The organism is Limnoraphis robusta BA-68 BA1 (genome assembly GCF_034932365.1).
GTDB classification, from domain to species: Bacteria; Cyanobacteriota; Cyanobacteriia; order Cyanobacteriales; family Microcoleaceae; genus Capilliphycus; species Capilliphycus robustus.
On the sequence record NZ_JAYGHR010000069.1, the window covers coordinates 33,451 to 60,026 of the forward strand.

Genomic DNA, 26,576 nt, shown 5'->3' on the forward strand with positions numbered 1-26,576 from the left:
AAGCTAAAGATTGAATTTATATTTTTCTTCCGGTATGACTCAATGCAGCCCCGAAGTAGACAAAAGATTTTGCAAATACATCTGTTTAACCTGACAACTCCATTTCACTCTCAACTCTAAAATTTTTGGACTTATGAGAACTATTGCTGTTGCTATCTTGCTGCTGATCCTATCGTTTACGACACCTGCTTTTGCGGATCAAACTAAAATTCCCAACTACAACAAAGCCCAAGATTTATTTTGGGGAGAACTTTATTCAAAAGGTGGTGAAGATCTCTACTGTGGGGAAAAAATAACCCCTGGTGATCGTTCTTTTAATATTGAACACGTTTATCCTGCTTCCTGGATGAAAGAAGCCGCAGGTTGTGAGGGAGTTTCTCGCAAAAAATGTCGTAAAGCGAGCGCTCGCTTTAATCGGATGGAAGGAGATTTACATAATCTCTATCCTTCTTTAACTTATTATAACAGCAAACGCTCCAGTTATAGCTTTGCAATTATTCCCGGAAATTCCACAATTCAAGGCTGTGATTTTGAACTGAATGGTAAACAAGAATCTGTTGAACCTCAGCCCATTTCTCGCGGAAATATTGCTCGTTCTATCTTTTACATGAACAAAGAATATGGGGCTAAAATTGCGCCTCCGGGTGGTGATCCTGAATTGAAAGACTTATTAACAGCTTGGCATTGTGCTGATCCTGTAGATGAAGCTGAACGAGTTCGTAATGATCGCATCGAACAACTACAAGGAAATCGTAATCCTTTCATCGATAATCCCGATTTAATTTCTTGTTCAAATATCAAACAATTCCCGGAAGACTAAGCCTTAAAAAACTCAGATATAAACCCGGTTTATACAGTAAGTTTCAATCTCTTATAATAAATCGGATTTTTTACTTTATTGAAAACGAGATTAAATTCACTTCAAACAATGAAACAAGAAACAACTGAACAACCTTTTTCTTTCCTAACTCCCGATGAAATATGGTTAGATATTAAAAATCATTGGGCGGAAAACTGTCTAAAAGAGTTAGGATATTCTGGTTTATTTAATGGTTATCCTGATGGTAAGTTTAAACCCGATAACTTAATGACACGGGCGGAATTTGCAGCCGCTTTAAAGAAAGCCTTTCCTGATATTCCGGCTAAACGAGAAGCGATTCAATTTTCCGATGTTTCATCTAAGTTTTGGGCGTTTGAAGCCATTCGTTGGGCTTATGAACGAAAGTTTATTTCGGGTTATCCCGGTAATCTTTTTAAACCCCAACAAAATATTCCCAGAGTTCAAGCTTTAGTCGCTTTAGCAAGTGGGTTAAATTTGCAAGCAAATCCTCAACTGATTAACTCTTTTAGTCAACTTTTTGAGGATGCAAAAGATATTCCCAATTATGCTAATTCTGGTGTGGCTGCAACTTTAGAAAAACGAATTATTGCCAGTCCAAATAATCCTAAAAAACTCACACCCAATCAACCGGCAACACGAGCGGAAATTGCTGTTTTTATCGCCCAATCTCGTTTACAACCTGGACAAATAGATCGAGTGAATTCTCAAGTCATTATTGAACCTGTTATTTCTCCTGATTTTCTTCCGGCTAACCCCTGGAAAAATAATAAATTTGAACGAAAATTATCTCAATCTGCATCTAAAATTGATTGGAGTTATAACGAAGAAGTTTTAGCTGGTTATCAGCCAAAAACCGGAATTCAACTTTGGGATGTTAAAACGGGAGATTCTCTTAATTTAATTGCCGAAGAACCCAATCAAATTTATCATAGCTTTGCCCTGAATAACAACGCTGAAATTATCGCATTTTACGTTTACGACACCGAGAAAAAGCAACTGAGTCTGAAACTTTTAAATCGAACTAGCCAAGTTATTCAAAACTTTGAAACTATCCAATTCTTAGATTATTTCACCCTAGACGAAAAATTTTTAACCTTGTTAGAGTTTAGCCCAAATGGAGAATTTTTGGCATCATTTGCTGGAAGTATTGATGATCAATATCCTGATAATGGAGACATTCAAATTTGGGATGTAAAACAGGGTAAAACTATCCGAACTTTGACGTTTAACCCTCCGAAGTTAGAAAAACTGGTGTTTAGTCATAATAATGAAAAATTCGCCAGTTATAACAGCAAAGGACAAGTTAAAGTTTGGAATGTTAGCACAGGTGAATTGCTGTATACCTTGAATGAAGAAACAGTTATTGATAACATTACATTTAGCCTGGATAGTCAATTTTTACTGAGTTCAGTTTTAACTATTGTTAGCGGTTTTCCCATCGTTACTCATGTGCGAGTTTGGCAGATATCAACGGGAATGTTACGCTTTAACTTCAGTTTATCTGTAGATCGAACCAGCAGAAATAGAACTCTTTCTGGGGATGGAATGACTTATTTTGCCAGTGGAGAAGTAGCCGGGGCTAGCTTTTTTTATGTCGGAAGTCGTGAGACTTTTGACTTAGCTTTTCCGCCGAATATTTCTCCAATGGTAATCTATGATGCCCGACAAAATTTATTTAGTCCACAAGGGAATTTGTTTTCCATCGCAACTTCTGAGGGAGTGTTGATCTGGAATTCCTCTTATTAATCTCCTCATCATAAATCGGGTTTATTGCTATAGTCAACCTCGTAGGGTGTATCAAAAATTATTGGGTTATCCTGCCAACAAATTTCCCTAATTTGATGCACCCTACACATTTGGAATAGAAACCCGGTTTCTCAGAGTACACATTTTTAAGAATATGTTTTAAGCTTTTCTAGTAGTGCTAGAATGCCATCACCCATGTCTGAATCTCAAAATTCCCATCCCCAAGCTTTATCGCCCACTTTAACCGCTTTACAAGGTTTAATTGATGTTGTTGCTCAGTTGCGATCGCCGGATGGGGGTTGTCCTTGGGATCTCGCCCAAACGCCTCAAACCCTGACGCCCTATGTGATCGAAGAAGCCTATGAGGTGGTGGATGCGATCCGCAGTGGGGATATCGAAGCGATCGCAGAGGAATTAGGAGATTTATTGCTTCAGGTGGTTTTACAAGCCCAAATAGCTAGTGAGTCTCAACAATTTTCCCTCGAAGATGTTGCTAACCGCATCACCGAAAAAATGATTCGTCGTCATCCTCATGTCTTTGCAGAAGTTGAAGTTGAAACGATAGAAGAAGTCCATGAAAATTGGGAACAAATCAAAGCAGCCGAAAAGGGAGAAAACCCCGAAACCCAACCGTTATCGTCTAAACTCAGTCGGTATGCCCGTCAACTTCCGCCATTGATGGCAGGAATGAAAATCTCTCAAAAAGCGGCATCTGTTGGGTTTGAGTGGGAGAATATTCAGGGAGTTTGGGATAAGTTTCACGAAGAATTAGCGGAGTTTGAACACGCGCTTTTACACGAAGAAAAAGCTAATCAAGAAGCAGAATTAGGAGATGTTTTATTTACGTTGATTAATTTAGCCCGATGGTATGAACTTGATCCAGAAGCCGCGTTACAGGGTACAAATCATCGGTTTATTCAGCGATTTTCCCGACTTGAACAAGCTTGCGATCGCCCGTTATCTGAATACACATTAGAAGAATTTGAAGCCCTTTGGCAAAAGATTAAAGCTCAATTAGCCCAATCCAGTTAGTCTGTTTGACATCATCTCGGCACAGCCCATGTGCCTCTGTTTTTACTTTTGCTTTGGACTTTCTTCAAGCTCCAAGGCATTAGCCACAGAACGTCCATATTATTACTGTAACTACAGTTTAACACAGACCTCGAACAATTGCCAAATTTCGGGGGATTTTCTGTTAATAATTTTAAACTAAATAGATAAATATGCTCAATCTAGAGGAAAATTAAATTGGAAATAGAATTTTGATTTTCAGCCGTTTTGCTCTTGAGTCCTGATCAGAGTTGAAATGGCGGTGTTTGATTCTTTTAATAAAAGGCGAGAGAGAGGAACAATGCTTCAAACTAAAGTTTATTCCATTAATGTGATCAAAGATGAAGCCCGTCACTTAGTTTGTCAGGGGGTTGTTGGCTGTCATCAACCAATTTATACCTTGTGTCAATATATTCCAGCCCGAGACTGGGAAGGTGTTGAGTGTGAATTAGAAGACAATGACTTTTTACTGCGAGATCGGATTATTGATTTGATTGGTTATGAAGAGTGGCGAGAAGACTAAGCATATTTACTAATAGCAAGACTGCATTTCATAACAATCAGTTGATCTGAGTTGAAATCTTACCTAACCCTGATTTTTGGGGTTGGGTTTATTTTTTTTTGAGAGAAAATTATCAGTCTTGAATGCTGAGAGTTCATCACAGTCAGGGGTTTGTAAATAAACTTAAAATAGCTATCTAAAATCACCACTTTCGGCGACAATGGAGATGGATCTGTAAAACAGGCTACCAATTATCACTCAAAATCTGAATAAATTCCTAAAAAATCTCTTTCCGGTCAAGCTGGCTCAGAAACCCGGTTTCTCCTGGCTGTACAGTGCCTCAAATGCAGAAGTAATATCACATCCAATTAATTAATGATCATTGAGAAACTGGGTGGATCTGTCACTCGCCTTGAGACAAAATTGGTATTTTTGAAGCTTGAGTTTACTGTCAATATCTAATCTTAAAAGAGGAAAAATAATGACTTTTCATAAAATTTTAGTCGCCCTCGATATTTCATCTCCTGAAGTAGAAAGAGTTTTTCAAGAGGCGCTCAAAGTCGCCAAAACTGAAGGAAGTCACCTGATGTTATTTCATTGTATTTCTTGGGAGAACGAAGAAAAAATAAATCCCTTAGCTGGAATTGGGACTTTAGGAAATGTGAATTTACACACAATCCTAAAACAATTCTCCCAGGCAAGTTGGACAGAGCAAGTGAAGCAAGTTCGTTCCCAATTACAACGTTATTGTGATACAGCCGAATCTCAAGGAATTTCTGTAGAATATCAATATCAAGTGGGAAATCCCAGTGCGTTAATTTGTGAGCAAGCGAAAGATTGGAATGCCGATCTAGTGATTGTTGGACGACGAAACCGCATGAAATGGTCAGAATTCCTTTTAAAAAGTGTGAGTAGCTCTGTTTTGCATCATGCGTCTTGTTCAGTTTTTGTCATTCAAACGGAAACCGCCTGTACTAAACATCAATCAGCTTCTCAGACTCAACCTGTCTATAATTAATAGGAATGAGTGATAACTGATCACTGGTGACTGGTTACTGTCATTCCCCCGCCGACAATGGTGACAATTTCCAGGACATCTCCGGCTTTCATCTCTGTCGTTTCCCAAAATTGTCGGTGCAGAATTTCGCCGTTATATTCCACAGCCACCAAACGGGGATTTAATCCCATCTGTTCTAAAAAATCGGGTAATTTAGTGTGAGGAGAACAGGTTTTGACTTCTCCGTTAACCTGAAGTTGGATTGAATCAGACATGAGATTTTAACGGTTAATTTCAAGAAGGATTTGGTAAAATATTGTAAGTCCGTAAGGTTTGAATTCGCGTCAGTTGAGACAGAAAATATTGCGTCACTAGCGTCGGTTGTTCGGCTTCCATAATCGCTCGGACTACCGCAATCCGTTCCCCACCAATAGACATGACATCATCAAAATTATTCATATCAATTCCGCCAATGGCAAACCAAGGAATCGAACAATTGTCAGCCGCATGACGCACATATTCCAAGCCAGCAGCAGGTTTATCCGCCTTCGTGGGGGTTTGATAAACAGGCCCAACCCCAATATAATCGGCGCCCTGTTCAATTGCCTTTTGCATTTCTTGGGGGTTCGTCGTTGAACGTCCGATAATTCGTTGCGGGCCGAGTAACTGACGCGCTAAACTAATCGGAATATCTTTTTGTCCGAGATGAACTCCATCAGCGTTAGAAGCGATCGCTAAATCCACGCGATCATTCATAATAAACAGGGCATCATAACGATGACAAAGTTGAGAGAGCTTTTCTGCATTCTGAAGTCGAGTTTCATCATCGTTTTGTTTGTCGCGATACTGCACCAATTTCAGTCCGCCTTGCAACGCCGCTTCTACAATCGAGAACATTTTATCCGATGGAGAAGTCACTAAATACAAATAGGCATCATCGAGAAGTTGATAACGTCGATAAGCCAATAATCGACTTTCTAGGGTATAAACTCGATAGCGCATCTGCTTAAACGATACGCCCATATCCGGGTGATAAATTTTGCCGTATTCTTCCAGTACCCGTAGAGCTTCTTCGATGCGACAAAAATTCGCCTGTAATACGCTATCAATCCCCTCGCGTCTTTCTTCTTGGGGGTGCGTGAGTTCCGTACCCAAATCTCCAGGCGTGTTTCTCGACAACCGGAGTTCCATCGTATGCCACTGAGCCAATTCTTGTCGCAACTGTTTGCACTCCTCAGCCAATTCTGCGCTATCGAGTCCAAAGCGACACCATTCTTCAATAATTCTCAATCCCTCACGAGCGCGATCTAAATTTGCATCTAGAATGCGACAGAGGGCGGATTGCACCTGTTTATTCCAACTTTGTTGATCGACCATCAAACCTACCTCAATCTGTACTTAGCTTACCCGATTGCAGAAGAACCGCAGGCTACTATAGCAGATTTTCGAGATCAAGTTAGAGGGGCAAATGTAGCGTAAGTTCGTTTTGACACTCTGAAGTCGTGGCGCGGAGTGTCAAAATTCGCCAATTTGGTATACAATTCACAAGCATCAACATCACTAGGGTGAATTATGCTAGTCCAAGAGCAATCCATTACTGAGCAAGAGTTTTTAACTCAAATTGACGCGATTATTGATGGAAATCATCTGCTGAAGCATCCTTTCTATCAACTCTGGAATGAAGGCAAACTGACGCTAGGGATGCTGCAAGAGTACGCCCAAGAATATTATTTGCAAGTTCATCACTTCCCCACCTACGTTAGTGCTACTCACGCCGCTTGTGATGACTTAGAAATTCGTCGGATGTTGCTGGAAAATTTAATCGAAGAAGAACGGGGTTCTGCCAATCATCCTGAACTTTGGTTACGGTTTGCTGAAGGATTAGGCGTTGACAGAAAAGCCGTCAAGGAACGTCAACATCTCAAACAAACCCAACAATCGGTTAGCATTTTAAAAGAACTGTCTCGCAGTGAAAATCCAGTCAAAGGTTTGGCTGCGCTTTATGCTTATGAAGTCCAAATTCCAGAAGTTTCTACAACTAAAATAGCTGGACTGAACACCTATTATGGCATTACTTCATCCGATGCGGTTGCCTTTTTTAAAGTCCATGAACAAGCCGATGAAGTTCACTCTCAGATGACTCGTGATGCTTTGGTTAAACTCTGTCAAACAGACGAACAAAAACAAGAGGCGATTTCAGCGACAGAAGAAGCTGTTTTTGCTTTTAATTTGTTGTTAGATGGAATCTACGAAAAATACTGTCAAGCTGCTTAATTTGTGAACGGTAGGATGGGTTAGCATGGGCGTAACCCATCTTTCGTTAGAAAAAACACCCTCGACACGCTCGACACAAAGGGTTACTGCTACGGCTAATTCATAAATTACCCCTACAACCCTGTCACCTGTAATCTGTTCCCTATTCTTCTGTGTAAACCTGAGAAGAAACTGCGGTTTCTTTCATCTCAACAACAGGAAGATGAGCAGGTGTTAACTCGGGAACGGGCATATTGCGAATTTCCCAAGTTTTTAGTACAATTAAATATTCATAAAATGCTTGTAATGTACACCAAGCTAACCCGGAGCGACCATCTAACCAACCACCCAACATAACATACATATAAAAAAAGCGGATAAACGGCCTAAAGGGTAAACGCAGAGAAAAGTCTTTCAGCGCTCGGCGTCGTTCAACTTCTGATTTTCCAAAGAATAAATCTCCCCAATTAACAGTTCCTAATTCCAACTGCTTAACGGTTTCTGTGGCTTCATCGGTTGAGTAACGGTTGTGTTTTTCCAGCCAACGGGATAACCCTTTACTACAGGTATAATGGGGATAGGTTTCTTTTAAAAAACTCGTCTGCCCTTGACAAACTTCTCGTTCTGTGTGACCGTAATCGGTAAACCAGACTTTCTCCTTATGAAATAAACGCATTTGATAACGGGGATATTGGGTACTGCGACGAATCCAAGACCCGAGAAATATCACCCGTTCTGCGACATAATAACCAATATATTCAGAGCTTTTCATCGCTTCTAAACACTCAGAAAACAGCTCGGTCGTCATCCGTTCATCGGACTCTAGAATATAAACCCATTCGTATTTGCAGGGAACTTCCTGAAGCATCCAAGTTCGTTGACGTCCGTGACTTTCAAAAGCATGAGGGATGACGCGCACCGGATAACGTTGGGCGATTTCAACCGTGCGATCGCTACTTAAAGAGTCTACAACAATAATATCATCTGATAACATCGCCGACTCAATGCAAGCCGCAATATCAATTTCATCGTTGTAAGTCAGGATATAAATTGAAAACATTAGTTTTTGAGGAATTTAAAAACTTACCAATGAGAATAAAAAATTTAACACAAAAAACACAGTTTATAATCAGTAATCAGTTATCAGTTTTTTTCCGCTTATCCTGATACTGATTACTGTTAGCAAAATGCTTTGAGACTAACCCGCAGCAGGAGGTTTCCGACGACCCCCACCCAAAATTCCAACCCCTTTTAAACCGGTAAAACCGACTCCAATATAACCAATTGCGAGTAATAAACTGCTAATTCCGGTTTGTAAGCTGGACTTCAAAGAACGAGTTTTAGCCTGTTCTTCGAGTTGTTGCTGACGTTCTCTAATTTGAGTTAAAAGCTGAGTCGGTAGACTATCAGCTTGCTGTTCTAAAAACTGTTCGAGAACTTGAGGATTTGTTTTGGATTGTTCGAGAACGTCTTTAACTTGCTGAGGCAGATCTTCTCGAGCCAAAAGTTGATTCAACTGTTCCTCATTTTGAATTACACTACTAAACTGATTTTTGAGTAGATTTTTCCGTTGTTCAACCTGTTGTTGAAACTGATCGCTTCCCAGTTGGGTTTCCAGTTGAGTTTCCGCTTGAGAAGCTTGTTGCTGAATTTGACTCAACGCTTCCGCCCGCGCTAAACGAGTATTATTCAAATGGAGGGGAAATAACAACAGATAAAGCAGTCCCAATAGACTCGCGAGCAGTGCTATCCAAAATCTCAAATCAACTAAAGCTTTAATCGGTTTTTGACTTCCTCCAGAAGTAACGCTATCCATCCAAAAACCAATCAAAACTAAACCCATTCCGACCATGGGGACAATACCGCGATCAACCAATTGGCTCGTAACACTCAGTTGCCATCCTCGATTGAGTAAATTGGGCGGAATTAACAAGATCAGGTAGTCTACTAAAGAAGAGACAATCAAGATAGCCCCGATCAGTTTAACACTCCAAGCGGCGAGTGAGGGAAATTGACGGCTAGTAGTTGCTTTCATAGGATTGAGTGAACTCAGTGATCATCTGCATAAGCAGCAGGGTGGAATAATTTGGGGGCGAGTCAAGATAGTTTTTGGCTTCTCAAACCCGCAAAAGGAGAATGCAGATTTTCAAGTTGTTATAGACTGATGCAGGAGCCTATCGGGTTAGCTTAACGCCGGAGTCAAATGACCTGGGCTAACGATATAACTTGATTAACGCTAGCCTAGCATACCGACTGTAACTTTCTTTACCCCGTGAACCCGTAAGCATCGGGTTTACAAGTGTGACCTCAATATGGAGATCACCGATAATCAAATCGCGCTCCCTAATGAAATTCAGACTATCATTATTACGGATCAAAACTCATGGCAAATCCCGATTCATTAAATCTCAAAAATCTTTACACCTTGGAACAATTACAACAGGCGATCGCTTCAGATCCAGCGGCTTGGCGTCCTTTGGTTTTAACCAATGGTTGTTTTGATTTGATCCATGCCGGACATATTCGTTATCTACAGCAAGCTAAAACTTTGGGGCGATCGCTAATTGTCGGCTTAAATAGCGATCGCTCAGTTCAAAGCCTCAAACCAGCAAAACCTGGATTTCCACCTCGTCCAATTGTATCGCAAATGCAAAGAGCCGAAGTTCTAGCCGCCCTCAAACCTGTAGATGCAGTGGTGATTTTCAGTGAAGCTACGGCGACTCAACTGATCGAAACGTTAAAACCCGAAATCTACGCCAAAGGTGGCGACTACACCCTAGAAACGTTACCCGAAACCCCTGCTATTTTAGCCTATGGGGGGAAGATTAGTTTGATTCAAGTCGAAGTTCCCCTCTCGACTAGCACAATTGTTAATCAGATTTTGCAACGATCATAGAATAAGGAGACATACACCTGTACAATAGTTGAGGATCTGCACACCAGTGTCATGTAGATTGCTCACCCCAAAACGCCTCCTATGACTGATTCGACCCTATTCAAAGCACAGGACGCATCACTCAACCCGGATGATGTTCGCTCTCAACTCAACTCGGGTTCTGAGAAAACGAAGCTACAACTGATTCAAACATTAGCGGAGGCGGGGGAAGTCGGTTTACCCGTATTAATGGAGTTTTTGTTAGAACGTCAATCTGCTTCTCCGACTCCTGTTGAGGGTAAAGCGTATCAGATTCTTTACAGCGCTAACTCCTCTGAGGTTCAAGATTTTCTACAAGCTCATTTTCCCAAAGGTTTACTCTCAGCCAACCCGGAAGCAGAAGCGGACTACAGTCAGCTTCAAACACTCCTCGCTCAACAAGACTTTCAAGAAGCGGACAAATTAACCCTGCAAAAGTTGTGCGAACTTGCGGGCCAAGCTGCTGTTGAACGAAAATGGGTTTATTTTTCGGAAGTCAAACGCTTCTCTACGGCTGACTTACATACCCTTGATTTGTTCTGGCGGATCTATTCTGAAGGAAAATTTGGTTACTCTGTACAACGACAGCTTTGGTTAGGTGTTGGGAGAAACTGGGAGAAACTTTGGCCAAAAATTGGCTGGCGTCAGAATGGAAATTGGACTCGCTACCCGCAAGAGTTTACCTGGGATTTAACTGCACCTGTGGGTCATTTACCCCTATCTAACCAACTGCGAGGGGTGAGGTTGATTGAAGCGTTGTTCTCCCATCCAGCTTGGTCAGAGCCGTGACACGTACTTAATCCTTAACTGAAAAGATTAATCCGTTTGGCGCAATGCCCGACGCGCCAGTTTGGCGTAGGTTTTCACCGTTTCATAGGGCATTTCCAAGTCTACTGCGATCGCAATCAAAGATTCTCCATCTTCGCGACGGGCTAAAATTGTCGCCCAAGTTTCCGCAATTTTTTGAGTGCGATTTCCCCCCGTGCGCTTTCGTTGTGTGGTGAACTGTTCAGCTAACTCGGCAATCCGTTCACCCAATTGTTGTGAACTTGAAGGAATAACTTCTATTTCCTCAAGCTGCCACTGGCAAAGGGTTTGTCCCAAGCCAAAGGTTGTTTTATGTCCGGTTCCACAATAAGGAGCAAACCGCCCCAAAGCATAAAATAATTGTTGATTTTCCGCAGAAGCTAAAGAAGATTTTTTCGATAAACCTAATTCAATTGCCCCGGTAAATCCCGTTACCATTCCCCGTTTTCCGGCAGCCACTTTTGCAGAAGCGATCTGATGGCGTTGAATAATCACCGACTCATCCACCCAGTCTAAGAAAGACTCTTGTTCAACAGGAAGATTAGAAAAATCATTCCAACGCCGTAAGTAGCTATGAAACAAATTCGTGGGGAGAGGCAGGGGAAAATGATGACCTTTGCGCCGAAAACTGGTTGGACTCAGAAAACTCAAATTAATCCTAGCAGGTTTCGGAATCGGCGCATCAAAAAGTTGACGATAAGTTGTTGGCGCTAAAGCAATTTGGCAAGATTGAATTGTTAACGGTGCATTTCGCAATTCAACCTGTGGAGGTAAACGTTTAACCCACTCCGCTAACCAGCGTACAACCGGCTCTGACAAAGCCGTAATAGACCAAAGATAAGTCTGTTCTGGTTGCAATTGCAAGTGTTTTCCCGACATTTTCAGCCCACCTTCCAACCCCGAAAGCGTAAAAGGCTTTTCTGACTGCTTTATAAAACTGATATAACGCGGTACAAACCGTGTTAACGTTTACTTCCTGCATCACCCCGGACTGTCGGCAGCACCCGGTCAGACAGGCTCAAACCGAATAGCCTTCGGCGTAATGCTTTAAGTTGAGGCTCGCATTCAAATCGCGAGCAATTGATATGTCGCAAGCTTCACAGATGAAAACTCGTTCTTTCAGTGCTATTTCTTGAATGTGACCGCAACTTGAACAGGTTTTAGTTGACGGGTAAAATCTATCAGCAAACACTACTCTTGAACCGTACCACTCAGACTTATACTCGACTTGGCGACGAATTTCAGAAAGAGCAGAATCAGCAATAGCACCCGCTAACTTGTGATTTTTTAACATCCCAGAAACATTCAAGTCTTCTAACCCGATGACTGCGTGGTTTTTGCATAGCCATGAGGTTAATTTGTGAATTGTATCTTTGCGAATGTTGACAATTCTTTGTGAAGCTCTTGCTAATTTGAGTTTGGCTTTATTCCTGTTGTTTGAACCCTTCTGTTTTCTAGAAAGTTCGCGCTGAAGTCGAGCCAGATTTTTTTGAGCTTTTTTGTGGGCGGCTGGATTGACGAAAACAGTACCATCTGAACAGGTCGCCAATGCCTTAACCCCAACATCAACACCCAGATAAACTCTTGATTTAACAGTCGGTTCTGGCTCAAATTCGTAGGCTACAGAGATATACCAAGAATCGGCAACCCGACTAATTGTAACTCGTTTAGTCTGGATTTCGGTTAGGGGTTCGTAGGTGTTAACCCATCCAATAAAAGGGAGTTTTAACCTCCTTCCTGAAAACTTCATTACCTTACCGCAATTATCTAAAGTAAAGCTATCATTTCTGCCTTTTTTCTTGAACTTAGGATGTTTGGCAACGCCTTGAAAAAAGCGACTGAAAGCTTCCCCTAAGTGCATAAAGGCAAATTGATAAACTCTAGAACTTAGCGTTGACTGCCAGGAGTATTGAGGTTTAATGTGATTGGTGTAAAATTTTTTGAGCTTGTTCGTTGAAGGTTTTAGTCCTTCTTTATAAGCCTCGTTCCACATCGCTAAGGCCCAATTCCAGACCCATCTTGAATATCCCGCGTGTTTAGCCATTAAGGTCTTTTGACGGTTATTAAGTTTGAGTTGGGTCTTGAAGGCTCGTTGCATAGATGTATTCTGTTATCTGACAGATAGTACCGTGTTGTACCATAAATTGTCAACTAAGTTACTGCTCTCCATCGTGAAGATAAGCCGATAAGTCCGGGTTCGTTTGTCGCACTTGGTCAAGAAACCAAGCATGAAGCCCGATAGTATATTGAGGATACAGCAAATCTGCACCGCTCGGACGCAGAGCTAAAGCTAACCCCACCAATTCAGTTTCAGTAGACCAACTTAAGGAAGTCGTTTTTGTTAAAGACCGTTTCACGCATTGAAGTCCTCATAAAAGAGTGATCTCCAACTCAGTATAAACCGTTTTTTTACCCAATAAACCTTTTTCTCGGGCGAGGGTTCCCCCAGAGGTATCTTATTAAATTTTTATAACTACTCTATAAGAAGGTTGTCAATTTTTTTGGCGTTCATTGCCTAGCAATGCCCTAAGTCCCTGCACATGAATCAACGGATCTGTTGTCAGATTACCCTGAGATTAGTGATACTGAATTTGAGAGACGGAAATTGCTAAACCTGTTGTGGGGTCTGTCATTTCGTAGCGAGAAATGGTGACTTTTTCCGGTTTAGTGAGATTGAGTTCTTGGTTGTGATCACTCTTGAAAGATGTTTGAGGCGTTTCAGCAGTTATGCCCATCATACTCATCGTAATTAAGGCAATCGCAGCAGAAAGTTTTAAGGAGGTGTTGAGGTTTTGAGGGTGGGGTCTGATGGATTTACTAAGCATGATCAATTGTCCTAAAAATAATGATGAAATTGAAAGAGTGGAATCGTCAATCGCTGAGGGTAATGAACTGTTTCTCGATCTGAGTTGATTTCACCAAACCCTCTTTATGTAGAACGGTCTGTATATTCTTATTATGTAGACAGGTCTGTATATTGTCAAGCGAGTTTGTAAAATTGCTTTTGTGTGAGGTTAGCTCATGGCTCTTGGCTGCGTACCCCTGGAAATTGTCTCCGGGTGCGACTTCAAGGGAGAATGCGATATGATTATATTATACAGACCTGTCTACACAGATGCTATGGTAAAGACAAAATCATCCTCTCGTTCCTCTGTCCGCGATCGCATTTTGGCGACGGCATCTGAACTGTTCTACTCCGAAGGGGTGCAGAATGTCGGCATTGATCGGATTATTGCGGAGTCGGGTGTTGCGAAAATGTCGCTGTATAACCATTTTAAGTCTAAGGATGCCCTAATTGCGGCTTGGCTACAACAGCAGGATGAATGTTGGCGGACTTGGTTTCAAGAGGCGGTGGAACGCTTGGCTACGAAACCAGAAGATCGGGTGTTGGCGATTTTCGATGCGCTGAAAGAATGTTTTGAGCAGCCTGATTTTCGCGGCTGTGCTTTTCTCAACTCGGCGGTTGAGTTAGTTGATCCAGAACATCCGGGTTATCAGGTTTCTTTGGAGCATCAGCAGGCGAATTTTGATTATATTCTCTCTCTGGTGAAAGCGGCTAATTTGCCTAATGCGGAGGAACTGACTCAACAGTTGGTAATTTTGGTGGTGGGTGCGACGGTGGTTGCGATGATGGAGCGTCGTTCCGAAGCGGCTATGCAGGCTAAACAGGCGGCGTCGGTGTTGATTGGGGCTTCTCGAGCTAAAAATCTATCTTGACATCCTCCCACTACGGCCGCGAGACTGTCAAGATAAGCAAGGCTTATCTCATCCCCGCGCACAAGGCGACAGGGTTTTCTTCTCGGCGATTTATAATAAACTGTTGATCAAATCTGTTGTACATAGCTCTCTGAAGTAGATTAGTTAAACCCGAACCTAAAACCTATGCAAGCATCAGTCGCTTGGAGTTCCCAATCATCAGTTCTTCGCTTACCCCAACCCGTTCATCGTCATTCTTTGAGACTTGTTGCTTTGGGCGATAGTCTAGTTTATGGCTTTGGTGATCCTGAAGGTGGAGGTTGGGTTGAACGACTGCGACGACAATGGATGTCACCGGGTAGTCCGGGTCATGTCGTTTATAATCTGGGTGTGCGAGGAAATCGAGCGGTTCAGGTGCGAGATCGGCTTGAACACGAATTCCGTCATCGCGGTGAACTGAGAAATCGTTTTCCTGATGTGATTATACTCTCAGTTGGAGTCAATGATAGCGCTAAAGTTCAATCCCCTCAAGGTCGCAGTTATACGGAGATTGAACAATTCCAAACGGTAATCAATAGTTTACTGAATTGCGCCCAAAATCTTTGTCCGGTTTTGTTTGTCGGAATGGTTCCGGTTGATCAGACGAAAATGCCATTTCAAGATTGTTTATATTACAATCACGAAAATCAATTTTGCTACAAAGAAGCGACTCGTTTAGCTTGTTTAGAACGAAATATCCCCTATCTTGATATTTTTCAACAGTGGTTAGAACAAGGTGAAACGTTCTGGAAATCGCGCTTGAGTGTAGATGGTTTACACCCGAACACTATCGGTTATCAAACGTTACTGCAAGATGTCCTCAATTGGGAACCGATTGTTCACTTGAGTCGCACCCATTCTCAGTTCATCTAATTAGAGATAACAAAATTATCTAAACAGATGAGGATATTTTTGAGAAAGATTGTTAAATAAAACGTCTGCGGCTAGTTGATTTCCGGCAATATTCCAGTGAGTATCATTGGGTTTGTAGAGTCGTTGTTGACTAGAAGCGGTGATAAACTCATCCATTACATCAATATAGTCTATCTTGTTTTGTTGAAAGGTTTCCTGTAACATTCGGTTCGGAATTCGGAAATCTAACTTATCTGGATCATCCGAATCAAATCTTTCGACAATTTTTGCTTGCAGCTTTTGATCCACCTGAACTTCATCAGGAATAATCACCACCACTAGCTTAATATTCCGATAGTCGCAGATTTCCTTAATTTTGATAATATCACTGACGGCATCTTCTACATAGCTCTCAAAGATGTCATCAGCCGGATTTTTAACGAACATATTGCTTTTGTTTTTGGTATCCTTTAAGTAAAATTCATCGTTTTGGGTGGGTGCATTGTCAACGTATGTTAAACTATTATTGGGATTGAAAACTAAGCCTTCATACTGGGTTTGAAGTTTAATTAGCGATCGCACAAAAGAAATCACATAGGATTGATATCCTACTCGCTCTTTTGCTTTGAATTGATTATCCATAAAATCATTGCCAATATAAAAGGATAGCAACACCATATCCGGTTGATATTCTAACCCTTCATTGATTAACAAAGACAGATAATCTTTTGGCCCCATTCCAGGAATTCCCATGTTTATTAACTCAATTTTTTGATTGTTTTGATTGAGTTTTTCTTCTAACAGAGTGAGATAATTGTGTTGATAGGGAACAATTCCAAAGCTGAAAGAATCTCCAATGCCGATAATTCTATAAGTTCCGGCGGGTGTTTTTAAGGGATATTCTACATCTTTAAACCCTTTGGAATTTAAGGTGAATTCAAAATCCTGAGAATGGGGTTTTCCTCGCCAACGGTTGTAAGATTGATCGGGAAAGAGAAAGGTTGGGTTGATTTTATGATAAATTCTGAAGGTTATTTCTGATAAAATACAGGTAATTGAGGTAATAATTAAGGTTTGCAAGAAGAACGATTTAACTTGTTTTATTTTGATCATTTTAAGTTCCAATTTGTTGACAAAACATTGATATTGCTACAGAGACTTAAATTCCTAGCTAATTTTTAGTCCTCTGAAGAGGACTGTTACTATCAGACAGGGACTTAAAGTAATTATCCGTATTTTTTCGTAAATTTTCAAACAAAATCTCAGCCGCGAGTTGATTTCCCGCCGAATTCCAGTGAGGTTCTTGGAGAAGATAGAGATGTTGTTTTTGTTGTTCGGTTTTGAACCGATCTAAAAAATCGATGTAGGGAATATTCTGGGCTTCTAGATGTTGTTTTAGAATGTCTTGCATACAGTTGATTTGATATTTATTGGGGTTCAGTTCAAATTCTTCAATAACTTGATTAAACAGCTTTGGGTTAACCTGAAACTCATCGGGATAAATGGCGACAATAAACTGAATATTTTGGTCTTTGAGGATTTGATTCATTTCTGAAACACTGTTGAGAATGTAGTTAATATTTTTATCTCTCTTTCCCTCGGCTAAGTCATCTTTTCGGCAAAAACTTAAACGATGTTTTTCAACTTCTAAAAAAGCTTCAAGCGAGAGGATACCGGGCGATTTTTCAACGGGAGGAGTAGGATTTATGTTTAAATTTTGAGGACTGGAAGAGGCAATTAAACGTTCAGTTGGTTGTAATACTTGTTTGGATTTTGCAGCTTCTTGAAAGATTTTATATTTTTGTTGGATAAATAGCCATAGCCTCGACTGTCCGATCATGGGATAACCCAAGATTACTAATTCTTCCCGTTTATCAATATCAATATAAATATCATTGACAATAATTCGTTTACGGTTAGGATCAGCATCAATAAAGTCATTTCCCACAAAAAAACCCAAGACGACTAAATCAGGATTGTATTGTAAACCGAACTTTTTTAACATCTCCAACTGTTCCCCTGTGTGGGTTCCAGGATAACCTGTATTAATCACCTCGACTTGAGATTGACGATAATATTCTGTGAATTTATTTTCTAATAACGCAGTGTAATTTCCTTCTTTTCCCCCCGCCCAGTTAAAAGAATCACTAACAACCAACATCCGAAATTTTCCCGGTTCTCTTTCTAAGGGATAATCTTGGTCATTAAACCCAAATTGATTATTTCCATTGGCGTAGGGACGAATTTTAAAGCCTAAATCTTGGTCGTATTGATAAAGTCCTTTAAATAGATAAGGTTCTAGGACAATCATCAAAAATTCTACTAAAAATAAAGGAACAACTGTCCAACAAAATAACAGGATTAAAGTTTGACGAACTTGTTTAAGCCGAAGTGACTTGAGAGATTTTAACATAAACTTCAAGATCTAAAATGAGTCAGACATTCTACGATAGCAATCTTTAATCCAACTGTCTAGGGATTGGGTTTCTAGAAATAGGCATGACTAATACTTTATCAACTCGGTTTCCATCCATATCAACCACTTCAATTCTTAAACCATTCCATTCAAAATGATCTGCAACTGAAGGAATACGACTCAAATGAGTAATCACAAAACCGCCAACAGTGTGATAATTTCACGGGGACAGTCCGGCGAACCCAATTTTGAGAGCAAATTCATCGGTTTAGCAATAATAACCGCAATCCGTTCAGGATGATTTAACGCTAACCGTTTTGGAACTAATTCCCCAAAAATTAAAGATAAATAAGCAATCAAACTAACCACAACGGCTAAAGCGATGACATCACTATAAGGATCTAAAATAGGAATTTGACTCAGTTCAACCGCTAATTTTTCCGCCAACGTCGCTCCGCCAAACGCTCCCGCTAAAATTCCAATTAGTGTAATCCCTACTTGCACCGTCGTTGACACTCCCTGCGCTCTCTGCGACAGGGATTCTACATTCTACGTCAGAATTTGCTCTAACAGGTTTTCACCAATTAGAGTAGAGACTCCAACTCCTGTAGCGTTAATTCGGGAATGCCCTTCCCTATTTTTAGTTGAATTCAAAATATTTTTAGCAGCGTTTGTGTCTCTATGAAGCTTGCATCCACAACGACAAATATGGGTGCGAGTTGATAGAGACTTTTTAACGATTACCCCACAATTACTGCATTTTTGTGAAGTGTAGTGGGGTGAAACAGCAATTGCTAATTTACCAAATTTAGCTGCAAAATATTCTATCCATTTCCGAAACAAATACCATCCTGCATCGCTAATTGACTTAGCTAAACAATGGTTTTTTATCAAATTTCTAACACTTAAATCTTCGTAGGCGACTACATCGTTTGATGTGCATACGTTACGCGCTAGTCTTTTAGCGTGTTCATTCCGTTGTCTACTTACCTTTAAATGTTTTTTGGCGTAAACTTTTCTACTTTTCCGTCTCCCCGATGAACCTTTGACCTTTTTATAGATTTGTCTCTGAGATTTTTTAATAGACTTTTCGGCTTTTCTCAGAAACTTAGGATTTGGTTCTTGATAACCGTTGGAATCTGTATAGAAAGATTCTACACCAACATCTAGACCAATTTCCTTTCCAGTTTTCGGTTGAATATCGGTAATAGTAATATCCAGACAGAACTGGCAGTAATAACCATCAGCACGACGGAGAAGTCTAACTCGCTTGATAGACTTAACTGGGTACTGATGGATATCCCATTTTCCCAAAAGTTTAAGCTCACCAATCCCTTTTTTGTCAGTTATCGTGATTCGCCTTTTGGTTGGATTAAGCGCCCAACCCGACGTTTTATATTCAACGGAACGACAATCTTTTTGGAAACGAGGATATCCTTTCTTCCCAGGTTTTTTTGATTTACAATTTTCATAAAAACGATAAATTGCCAACCATGCTCGTTCAGCAGCAGCTTGTACTGCCATTGAGTTTAGGTCTTTGACAAAGGTGAATTCAGAACGTTGTTCTGTAGAATACTTGTTTAAAGCAAATCGATTAATTTTGGCTTCTTTAGGTGCGTCCATCCAATAACGAATTGACTTGTTTCTAATGAACTGTACCGTTTTAATCGCTTCATCAATCGCTCTGTACTGATGAAGCTTTGCTTTAACTTTGTATTCGAGAACTATCATTGATTCGACCTCTCAATGGGTTGTTTGCTTGCTACTATCAACTTTAACACGGTAAGCTGGTTTTGTCGATAAGAACAAGTAGACAACCCAAGATGAAACTAAAGTCTATAGATTACAAGCATTACAACCATTCAGTCGGATTGGCTTGTGTCCATCTCGTCTGGATTCCAAAAAGAAGAAAGCCTGTGCTAACTGGAGATGTAGCAACACGCTGTCGGGAGATATTTTATGAATTGGCAATTGAGAAAGAATGGGAGATTAAAACCCTGGAAATAGCTCCTGATCATATTCACTTGTTGATCTGTCATCAACCTGATTATGCCATTAATCAGATTGTGCAAGCTTTTAAAGGGAGATCATCACGTTATCTAAGAAGAGAATTTCCTCATTTATTGAAACTTCCTAGTCTATGGACTCGCTCATATTTTCACACTACTGCTGGTAGTGTTAGTTCTAAAGTTATCATGGAATATATTAATGATCCTCATCACAACACGCATTAACAGACAGGCGCTTAAAAGCGCTACCTTGCCTTCGTCCACTCACTAAAGTTACGTGGTTTTCGGCTGCGTCAATAATAAAAAGCGATTTGGGGTATTTGCCAATTCTAGGGCGGTGTGGGCTTTTTGATTTCCCGCATTGGCTAATTGTTGCAAACGAGCCTTGCGAGATGATACGATCGCGATCTCACACATCGCAAACACACCATTGATCAAAACCAACAGCAGCACAATCAAAATTTCACCGAGAACCGTAAACATTTTGAAAATCCCCATTAACGAATCGCTAAATTCTCTACAATATTAGAATATTGGAACGACTTTCCTTGCTCTATCCCTAAAGCGTCTATGACATTTTCTGCGATTGTTCGGGCGACTGCTCGATCGCCGCTAACCCGTGAACTGCTGACCAAACTCAATCAACATCAATCACTGTACCTCAACGGAGTCTCACGGCTACCGAAAGGACTGGTGGCTTCGGCTTTAGCCCAAGAAGCGGGACTGAATTTATTTGTTGTCACCGCCACTCTAGAAGAAGCAGGACGCTGGTCAGCCCAACTGGAAGCGATGGGTTGGTCTTTGGTTCATTTTTATCCGACGTCTGAGGGTTCCCCCTACGAACCTTCTTACTCAGAAGAAATGATCTGGGGTCAAATGCAGGTGTTAGCAGATTTGGTCAACCTTGGTGAAAAAACCGCAGAAAATGGGAAAATTGCGATTGTTGCCACTGAGCGATCGCTACAACCTCATCTTCCCCCAGTAGAAGCCTTTAAACCCTACTGTCTCACCCTCAAACGGGGAATGAGTCAAGACTCCAAACAACTCGATGAACAACTGGCGACTCTGGGTTATGAACGAGTTTCCCTGGTTGAAACTGAAGGTCAATGGAGTCGTCGCGGTGATATTGTTGATATTTTTCCGGTTGCGGCTGAACTCCCGGTGCGTTTAGAATGGTTTGGCGATGAACTTGAACGCATTCGAGAATTTGACCCGACAACTCAGCGATCGCTCGATAAAATAGAGCAATTGGTTCTCACGCCTACTGATTTTACCCCTTGGGGAATTGGGACGGAAAATTGGAAAATCGACCAAAGCGCCTGTTTACTTGATTATTTACCCGAACTAACGTTAGTTGCGGTTGATGAACCGGATCAATGTGCGGCGCATGGCGATCGCTGGTATGATCACATCGAACAGAGTTTGTTAGAACAAAACTCCTCAAATAAACATCCCAAACTTCATCGTTTGTTTAAGGACTCTTTTGCTGAGATTTCTACTCGCTTTGATCGGCTTTATCTATCGGAACTCACGGAAGTTATCCCTTCTCAATTGGTTGCAGGTTCGCCCAGTCTCAACCTCTCCAGTCGTCCTGTTCCGATCATGCCTCATCAATTTGCCAAACTCGCCGATCTGATTCGTCAAGAGCGTAATCGTCATTTTTCCATATTCTTGGTTTCTGCACAACCGAGTCGTTCTGTCGCCCTGTTGTCTGAACACGACTGTCCATCAAAATTTGTTCCCAACCCTCGCGACTATCCCGCTATTGATGGTTTAATTAAAGATACTCCCGTTGCGCTGAAATATACCGGACTGGCTGAACTTGAAGGGTTTATTTTACCGACCTTTCGGTTAGTTGTGGTGACGGATAGAGAGTTTTATGGTCAACATTCTCTCGCTACTCCCAGTTATATTCGCAAACGGCGTCGGGCTGCTTCTAAACAAGTTGATCCGAATAAACTCCGTCCGGGAGATTATGTGGTTCATCGTCAGCATGGAATTGGGCAGTTTATTAAGTTAGAAAGTCTGACGATTAATAATGAAACCCGCGATTATTTAGTGGTTCAATATGGTGATGGGTTATTGCGGGTGGCGGCGGATCAATTGGGAACCTTATCTCGGTTTAGAAGTACAGGCGGGAAAGTTCCTATACTGAATAAACTCTCCGGGAAAGCTTGGGAGAAAACCAAAAATAAAGTCAAAAAAGCGATTCAAAAATTAGCCGTTGATTTGCTGAAACTCTACGCCCAACGCGCCCAACAAACGGGGTATAATTATCCTCAAGATACGCCTTGGCAACAAGAACTTGAAGACTCTTTCCCCTATCAACCGACTCCCGATCAACTGAAATCAACTCAAGACGTTAAACGGGATATGGAAGCCGAACGTCCGATGGATCGTCTCGTTTGTGGAGATGTGGGCTTTGGGAAAACTGAAGTGGCAATCAGGGCGATTTTTAAGGCGGTAACTGCTGGAAAACAGGTGGCATTTCTTGCGCCAACCACGATTTTAACGCAACAACATTATCATACTCTCAAAGAACGATTTGCGCCCTATCCGATAGAAATTGCCTTGTTAAATCGCTTTCGCACAACGGCTGAACGCCGAGATATTCAACAACGGTTAACAACTGGGGAAATTGATATTATTGTGGGGACACATTCGATTCTCAGCAAAACAATTCAATTCAAAGATTTGGGCTTATTAGTCGTCGATGAAGAACAACGGTTCGGGGTGAATCAAAAGGAAAAAATTAAAACTCTCAAAACTCATATTGATGTTCTAACATTAACCGCGACTCCTATTCCTCGGACTTTATATATGGCGTTGTCGGGAATAAGAGAAATGAGTTTAATTACCACACCGCCTCCCTCTCGTCGCCCGATTAAAACTCATTTATCTCCCTATAATGAGGAAACGGTTCGCACGGCGATTCGTCAAGAATTAGATAGAGGCGGACAGGTGTTTTATGTAGTTCCGCGTATTGAAGGCATTGAGGAAAAATCAGCTAAAATTCGCGAAATGGTGCCAAGCGCGAGGATAGCTGTTGCTCATGGTCAAATGGATGCGGAAGAATTAGAATCAATTATGCTGACCTTTAATGCGGGGGAAGCTGAGATTTTAGTCTGTACAACGATTATTGAATCGGGCTTAGATATTCCTCGGGTGAATACGATTTTAATCGAAGATGCTCATCGGTTTGGGTTAGCCCAATTGTATCAGTTAAGGGGGCGGGTTGGACGTTCGGGAGTTCAAGCCCATGCTTGGTTATTTTATCCCGTTGCTGCCGATGGACGGGCTATCTTATCCGATGATGCCCGTAAACGGTTAAAAGCCATTCAAGAGTTTACCCAGTTAGGTTCGGGCTATCAACTCGCCATGAGAGACTTAGAAATTCGCGGCGCAGGTGATATACTGGGAGCCGAACAATCGGGTCAAATGGATGTAATTGGATTTGATCTTTATACGGAGATGTTAGAAGAATCGATTCGGGAAATTAAAGGTCAAGAAATCCCGCAAGTGGATGATACGCAAATTGATCTGACTTTAACGGCGTTTATTCCTTCTGATTATATTCCCGATATTGATCAAAAAATGAGCGCTTATCGAGAAGTTGCCTCTTGTAATAGTCGCGATGAACTGGTAAGATTGGAGGAGGATTGGTGCGATCGCTACGGCCCAATACCGACACCCGCCCAACAGTTAATTCGGGTGATGGAACTCAAACAAATTGCCAAAAAACTCGGTTTTTCTCATATCAAACCGGACAAGGAAACCAAACAACATATTATCCTCGAAACGCCAATGGAAGAACCCGCCTGGAATTTGTTAAAGGAGAAGCTTCCGACTCATTTACATTCTCGGTTTGTTTATAGCAAAGGCAAAGTCACGGTTCGCGGTTTAGGGGTGATGAATGCCAGTAAACAACTGGAATCTTTAATTGAATGGCTAGATAAAATGCAGGATGTTCTCAGCGAGAAGAAGGAAGAAGTCATTCAACTGGGTTAATCTCCTGACATCCTCGGGTTGGGGCTAGACAAAATCAGAAGGCTGTTTTATCATGTTGACAGTTAGATTTTTGGCAAACCGAAGCGGAGGCGAAAACCCCAGGGGGTTCACGAAAATCGCCAGAACCTCGACAAATGAATAGTTTCACAGTTTCGGTTGTTGGTAAAAGATGCCGGAGTCGAGATTTTTCGAGGGCTGAAATGAACCTAAAAATTAGGTTCACGAAAATCGGTTCTAGAAGTCTCTCCCAGACTCACCTTCAGTCGGCGGACTTTCCAACATTAAATTCCCCGCAAGGGGACTGAAACAGATCTGGATTTTTACAGACGTCACAAACGCTTCATACTTTCCAACATTAAATTCCCCGCAAGGGGACTGAAACATTGAGCTACAAAAATCATCAAGTTCAGTAAGTTGTTCTTTCCAACATTAAATTCCCCGCAAGGGGACTGAAACACACTCCGCGAGTTCTAATAAAAAATTAGAAACAGCTTCGATCTTTCCAACATTAAATTCCCCGCAAGGGGACTGAAACATCGCTTCGTCATACTCAACTAAAGCTTCATTGTAAGTTTTGACTTTCCAACATTAAATTCCCCGCAAGGGGACTGAAACTAATTAAAATAACGTCCGGGTAGCGGCCCTACCCAATTGCTTTCCAACATTAAATTCCCCGCAAGGGGACTGAAACGATTAGCTTCTGTGCGATCGCAACTTTCTAATGGTCTTTCCAACATTAAATTCCCCGCAAGGGGACTGAAACATGGCGGCTCTTAAATCCGCATTGGTGATGATGCTTTCCAACATTAAATTCCCCGCAAGGGGACTGAAACAGACACATAGGGGGTCATGGGTATTACTTCACGTAATGTGAGGTTGGCTTTCCAACATTAAATTCCCCGCAAGGGGACTGAAACTTCATTCGGAAACATTGACTTAAACCATTCTTCATCTTTCCAACATTAAATTCCCCGCAAGGGGACTGAAACGCCGCAGCATAAGCCCAAACTTTAGGATCATTAATTCTTTCCAACATTAAATTCCCCGCAAGGGGACTGAAACTTCGGAACAATCGCTTTCAAATATTGCTATAAACCCGGTTTTGCAAATAAACTGGGTTTTTCTATTTACCCGAAAAACTGCTATAATATCTTTCAGAATAGACCTAAATCAATACAGTTGTAGTGCTTAAGTTCATTGACCTATTTTCTGGAATAGGCGGTTTAAGATTAGGGTTTGAAAGAGGAATTGAGTCTATTGGTTTGAGGGGAGAATGTGTGTTAGCCAGTGAAATTGACGGCGAAGCCAATCAAGTGTATTCTCGCAATTTTCAGCACATTCCCGCCGGAGATATTAGCCAAATTCAATCTTTACCTGAACATGATGTTTTACTCGCTGGTTTTCCTTGTCAGTCTTTTTCCTATGCGGGAAAAAAACAAGGCTTTGGGGAGATTCGCGGAACACTTTTTTTTGAAATCATGCGGCTGATTGACACCCATAAACCGAAAGTGTTAATCTTGGAAAATGTCCGGGGTTTAACCACCCATGACTGTGGTAAAACCTTCGCAACCATTGAACATGAAATCCAATTAAGAGGCTACAGTTTTTATAAATTTGTTTTAAATAGTGTTAACTTTGGCTTACCTCAAAATAGGGTTCGCGTTTACATGATCGGGGTGTTAAACGCATCTCCTCAATTTAACCTAATTTCCGACTTAGGGCCGAAAGATTCTCATGCTTATAATGCGGTGCAGCTTAACCTTTTTAGTCTAAATCATGTTCCGCCAAAAGTCAAAGATATTCTCGAAGAAAATCCTGATTCATCTTTTGATTGTTCGCCGAAGTTTATCCAAGCTTTAAATCAAGTATTAAATGGAGATTTTAACCAGTTACATGGAGTCAGGTTAATTGACTATCGGGGTGGAAATTCGATTCATTCTTGGGAGTTGGGGTTGCGGGGGAAATGTAGCGAAGATGAAATTAAATTAATGAATTTACTAATAACTGAAAGACGGAAGAACAAATTTGGCAAACATCAAGATGGAAAACAACTAACCCGTGAACAAATTGCCAGTTTCTTTCCCCATCCTCAGTTAGATGATATCTTAGACGCTTTGGTGAAAAAACATTATTTAAAACTCACAGACGGACGCTATAAACCTGTCTCCGGTAATTTTTCCTTTGAAGTCTATAAATTTCTCGACCCTGAAAAAATTTCAGTGACGTTAGTTGCGAGTGACGCTAATCGAATTGGAGTTTATCACAATAATAGAGTGCGGAGAATTACCCCGAGAGAAGCCGCCCGTTTACAGGGATTTCCAGATAGCTTTCAATTGCATCCTAACCCGTCTAAAGCTTTTTATCAAATCGGTAACTCGGTGAGTATTAATGTTGTGAAAGCTGTAGTTGAAGAAGTAATTGCAAAAGTTGACTTGAACAGTTAAAA

General features: G+C 41.2%; 27 protein-coding genes and 1 CRISPR repeat array. Of the genes, 13 read left to right on the forward strand and 14 right to left on the reverse strand.

What is annotated here, in order from left to right:
- Window positions 1-133 precede the first annotated feature (133 nt).
- The 5 genes from VB836_RS18915 to VB836_RS18935 all read left to right on the forward strand — a co-directional run bounded on the left by VB836_RS18915 (window position 134) and on the right by VB836_RS18935 (window position 5,157).
- On the forward strand, window positions 134-820 hold the full coding sequence (locus VB836_RS18915; protein WP_046279062.1) for an endonuclease I family protein: 687 nt from the start codon (window positions 134-136) through the stop codon (window positions 818-820).
- Window positions 821-928: 108 nt separating this feature from the next.
- On the forward strand, window positions 929-2,587 hold the full coding sequence (locus tag VB836_RS18920) for an S-layer homology domain-containing protein (RefSeq protein WP_323221549.1): 1,659 nt from the start codon (window positions 929-931) through the stop codon (window positions 2,585-2,587).
- 195 nt (window positions 2,588-2,782) lie between these two features.
- Complete coding sequence (gene mazG, locus VB836_RS18925; RefSeq protein ID WP_323221550.1) at window positions 2,783-3,619, forward strand: nucleoside triphosphate pyrophosphohydrolase; 837 nt, start codon at window positions 2,783-2,785, stop codon at window positions 3,617-3,619.
- Between the two features lie 319 nt (window positions 3,620-3,938).
- Window positions 3,939-4,160 (forward strand): DUF4327 family protein, encoded by a 222-nt coding sequence (locus VB836_RS18930; protein ID WP_046279093.1) that lies wholly within the window; start codon window positions 3,939-3,941, stop codon window positions 4,158-4,160.
- A gap of 460 nt (window positions 4,161-4,620) precedes the next feature.
- Complete coding sequence (locus VB836_RS18935; protein WP_323221552.1) at window positions 4,621-5,157, forward strand: universal stress protein; 537 nt, start codon at window positions 4,621-4,623, stop codon at window positions 5,155-5,157.
- A gap of 20 nt (window positions 5,158-5,177) precedes the next feature.
- Here VB836_RS18935 and thiS read toward each other — a convergent pair whose 3' ends face one another.
- Together thiS and VB836_RS18945 are read right to left on the reverse strand one after the other, a co-directional pair.
- Window positions 5,178-5,411 (reverse strand): sulfur carrier protein ThiS, encoded by a 234-nt coding sequence (thiS, locus tag VB836_RS18940; RefSeq protein WP_323221554.1) that lies wholly within the window; start codon window positions 5,409-5,411, stop codon window positions 5,178-5,180.
- Between the two features lie 19 nt (window positions 5,412-5,430).
- Window positions 5,431-6,513, reverse strand: a complete 1,083-nt coding sequence (locus tag VB836_RS18945; RefSeq protein ID WP_323221556.1) for a thiamine phosphate synthase — start codon at window positions 6,511-6,513, stop codon at window positions 5,431-5,433.
- A 195-nt stretch (window positions 6,514-6,708) separates the two neighbouring features.
- Here VB836_RS18945 and VB836_RS18950 point away from each other — a divergent pair, with 195 nt between their 5' ends.
- Entirely contained in the window at window positions 6,709-7,410 is a 702-nt protein-coding gene (locus VB836_RS18950; protein ID WP_323221558.1) for a CADD family putative folate metabolism protein, read from the forward strand.
- Window positions 7,411-7,552: 142 nt separating this feature from the next.
- On the opposite strand, the gene VB836_RS18955 is transcribed toward VB836_RS18950, so the two are convergent.
- Both VB836_RS18955 and hpsJ-B read right to left on the reverse strand, forming a co-directional pair.
- On the reverse strand, window positions 7,553-8,449 hold the full coding sequence (locus VB836_RS18955; RefSeq protein WP_323221560.1) for a glycosyltransferase family 2 protein: 897 nt from the start codon (window positions 8,447-8,449) through the stop codon (window positions 7,553-7,555).
- Between the two features lie 138 nt (window positions 8,450-8,587).
- Window positions 8,588-9,424: a hormogonium polysaccharide biosynthesis protein HpsJ gene (gene hpsJ-B / locus VB836_RS18960; protein ID WP_323221562.1), complete on the reverse strand. Its 837-nt coding sequence runs from the start codon at window positions 9,422-9,424 to the stop codon at window positions 8,588-8,590.
- Between the two features lie 348 nt (window positions 9,425-9,772).
- On the opposite strand from hpsJ-B, the gene VB836_RS18965 reads away from it, so the two are divergent.
- Together VB836_RS18965 and VB836_RS18970 are read left to right on the forward strand one after the other, a co-directional pair.
- Window positions 9,773-10,285, forward strand: coding sequence for an adenylyltransferase/cytidyltransferase family protein (locus tag VB836_RS18965; RefSeq protein ID WP_046279070.1), 513 nt, complete (start codon window positions 9,773-9,775; stop codon window positions 10,283-10,285).
- Between the two features lie 81 nt (window positions 10,286-10,366).
- Window positions 10,367-11,092 carry a GUN4 N-terminal ARM-like repeat domain-containing protein gene (locus tag VB836_RS18970; RefSeq protein ID WP_323221564.1) on the forward strand — a complete coding sequence of 242 codons (726 nt, stop codon included), beginning with the start codon at window positions 10,367-10,369 and terminating at the stop codon, window positions 11,090-11,092.
- Window positions 11,093-11,119: 27 nt separating this feature from the next.
- Here VB836_RS18970 and cas6 read toward each other — a convergent pair whose 3' ends face one another.
- The 4 genes from cas6 to VB836_RS18990 all read right to left on the reverse strand — a co-directional run bounded on the left by cas6 (window position 11,120) and on the right by VB836_RS18990 (window position 13,935).
- Entirely contained in the window at window positions 11,120-12,052 is a 933-nt protein-coding gene (gene cas6, locus VB836_RS18975) for a CRISPR-associated endoribonuclease Cas6 (RefSeq protein WP_323221685.1), read from the reverse strand.
- 76 nt (window positions 12,053-12,128) lie between these two features.
- A complete protein-coding gene (locus VB836_RS18980; protein ID WP_323221567.1) occupies window positions 12,129-13,208 on the reverse strand; it encodes an RNA-guided endonuclease InsQ/TnpB family protein in 1,080 nt (359 codons plus the stop codon).
- Between the two features lie 58 nt (window positions 13,209-13,266).
- Complete coding sequence (locus tag VB836_RS18985) at window positions 13,267-13,467, reverse strand: hypothetical protein (RefSeq protein WP_323221569.1); 201 nt, start codon at window positions 13,465-13,467, stop codon at window positions 13,267-13,269.
- Between the two features lie 219 nt (window positions 13,468-13,686).
- Window positions 13,687-13,935, reverse strand: a complete 249-nt coding sequence (locus VB836_RS18990; RefSeq protein WP_046279076.1) for a hypothetical protein — start codon at window positions 13,933-13,935, stop codon at window positions 13,687-13,689.
- A gap of 259 nt (window positions 13,936-14,194) precedes the next feature.
- On the opposite strand from VB836_RS18990, the gene VB836_RS18995 reads away from it, so the two are divergent.
- The gene (locus VB836_RS18995; RefSeq protein WP_323221572.1) at window positions 14,195-14,827 is read left to right on the forward strand and encodes a TetR/AcrR family transcriptional regulator; all 633 of its coding nucleotides are present in this window, start codon (window positions 14,195-14,197) and stop codon (window positions 14,825-14,827) included.
- A 165-nt stretch (window positions 14,828-14,992) separates the two neighbouring features.
- A complete protein-coding gene (locus VB836_RS19000) occupies window positions 14,993-15,718 on the forward strand; it encodes a GDSL-type esterase/lipase family protein (protein WP_046279078.1) in 726 nt (241 codons plus the stop codon).
- 15 nt (window positions 15,719-15,733) lie between these two features.
- Here VB836_RS19000 and VB836_RS19005 read toward each other — a convergent pair whose 3' ends face one another.
- Genes VB836_RS19005 through VB836_RS19025 form a run of 5 tightly spaced genes read right to left on the reverse strand, consistent with a single transcriptional unit; the run spans window position 15,734 to window position 19,844 of the window.
- Window positions 15,734-16,810 carry an SGNH/GDSL hydrolase family protein gene (locus VB836_RS19005; protein ID WP_323221575.1) on the reverse strand — a complete coding sequence of 359 codons (1,077 nt, stop codon included), beginning with the start codon at window positions 16,808-16,810 and terminating at the stop codon, window positions 15,734-15,736.
- A 58-nt stretch (window positions 16,811-16,868) separates the two neighbouring features.
- Window positions 16,869-18,110, reverse strand: coding sequence for an alginate O-acetyltransferase AlgX-related protein (locus VB836_RS19010; RefSeq protein WP_323221577.1), 1,242 nt, complete (start codon window positions 18,108-18,110; stop codon window positions 16,869-16,871).
- 46 nt (window positions 18,111-18,156) lie between these two features.
- Window positions 18,157-18,309: a transporter associated domain-containing protein gene (locus VB836_RS19015; RefSeq protein WP_323221579.1), complete on the reverse strand. Its 153-nt coding sequence runs from the start codon at window positions 18,307-18,309 to the stop codon at window positions 18,157-18,159.
- The gene (locus VB836_RS19020; protein WP_323221580.1) at window positions 18,306-18,617 is read right to left on the reverse strand and encodes a CNNM domain-containing protein; all 312 of its coding nucleotides are present in this window, start codon (window positions 18,615-18,617) and stop codon (window positions 18,306-18,308) included. The genes VB836_RS19015 and VB836_RS19020 overlap by 4 nt, the downstream gene beginning before the upstream one ends.
- Window positions 18,618-18,662: 45 nt before the next feature.
- A complete protein-coding gene (locus VB836_RS19025) occupies window positions 18,663-19,844 on the reverse strand; it encodes an RNA-guided endonuclease InsQ/TnpB family protein (RefSeq protein ID WP_323221582.1) in 1,182 nt (393 codons plus the stop codon).
- A 92-nt stretch (window positions 19,845-19,936) separates the two neighbouring features.
- Here VB836_RS19025 and tnpA point away from each other — a divergent pair, with 92 nt between their 5' ends.
- Window positions 19,937-20,347 carry an IS200/IS605 family transposase gene (gene tnpA / locus VB836_RS19030; RefSeq protein ID WP_323221584.1) on the forward strand — a complete coding sequence of 137 codons (411 nt, stop codon included), beginning with the start codon at window positions 19,937-19,939 and terminating at the stop codon, window positions 20,345-20,347.
- Between the two features lie 48 nt (window positions 20,348-20,395).
- Here tnpA and VB836_RS19035 read toward each other — a convergent pair whose 3' ends face one another.
- Entirely contained in the window at window positions 20,396-20,605 is a 210-nt protein-coding gene (locus VB836_RS19035; protein WP_323221586.1) for a CNNM domain-containing protein, read from the reverse strand.
- 87 nt (window positions 20,606-20,692) lie between these two features.
- Between VB836_RS19035 and mfd the strand changes: the two genes are divergently transcribed.
- Window positions 20,693-24,130 carry a transcription-repair coupling factor gene (mfd, locus tag VB836_RS19040; RefSeq protein WP_323221587.1) on the forward strand — a complete coding sequence of 1,146 codons (3,438 nt, stop codon included), beginning with the start codon at window positions 20,693-20,695 and terminating at the stop codon, window positions 24,128-24,130.
- Between the two features lie 271 nt (window positions 24,131-24,401).
- A CRISPR array of direct repeats spans window positions 24,402-25,192; the repeat unit is 37 nt; unit sequence CTTTCCAACATTAAATTCCCCGCAAGGGGACTGAAAC.
- 122 nt (window positions 25,193-25,314) lie between these two features.
- Entirely contained in the window at window positions 25,315-26,574 is a 1,260-nt protein-coding gene (dcm, locus tag VB836_RS19045; RefSeq protein WP_323221590.1) for a DNA (cytosine-5-)-methyltransferase, read from the forward strand.
- Window positions 26,575-26,576 lie beyond the last annotated feature (2 nt).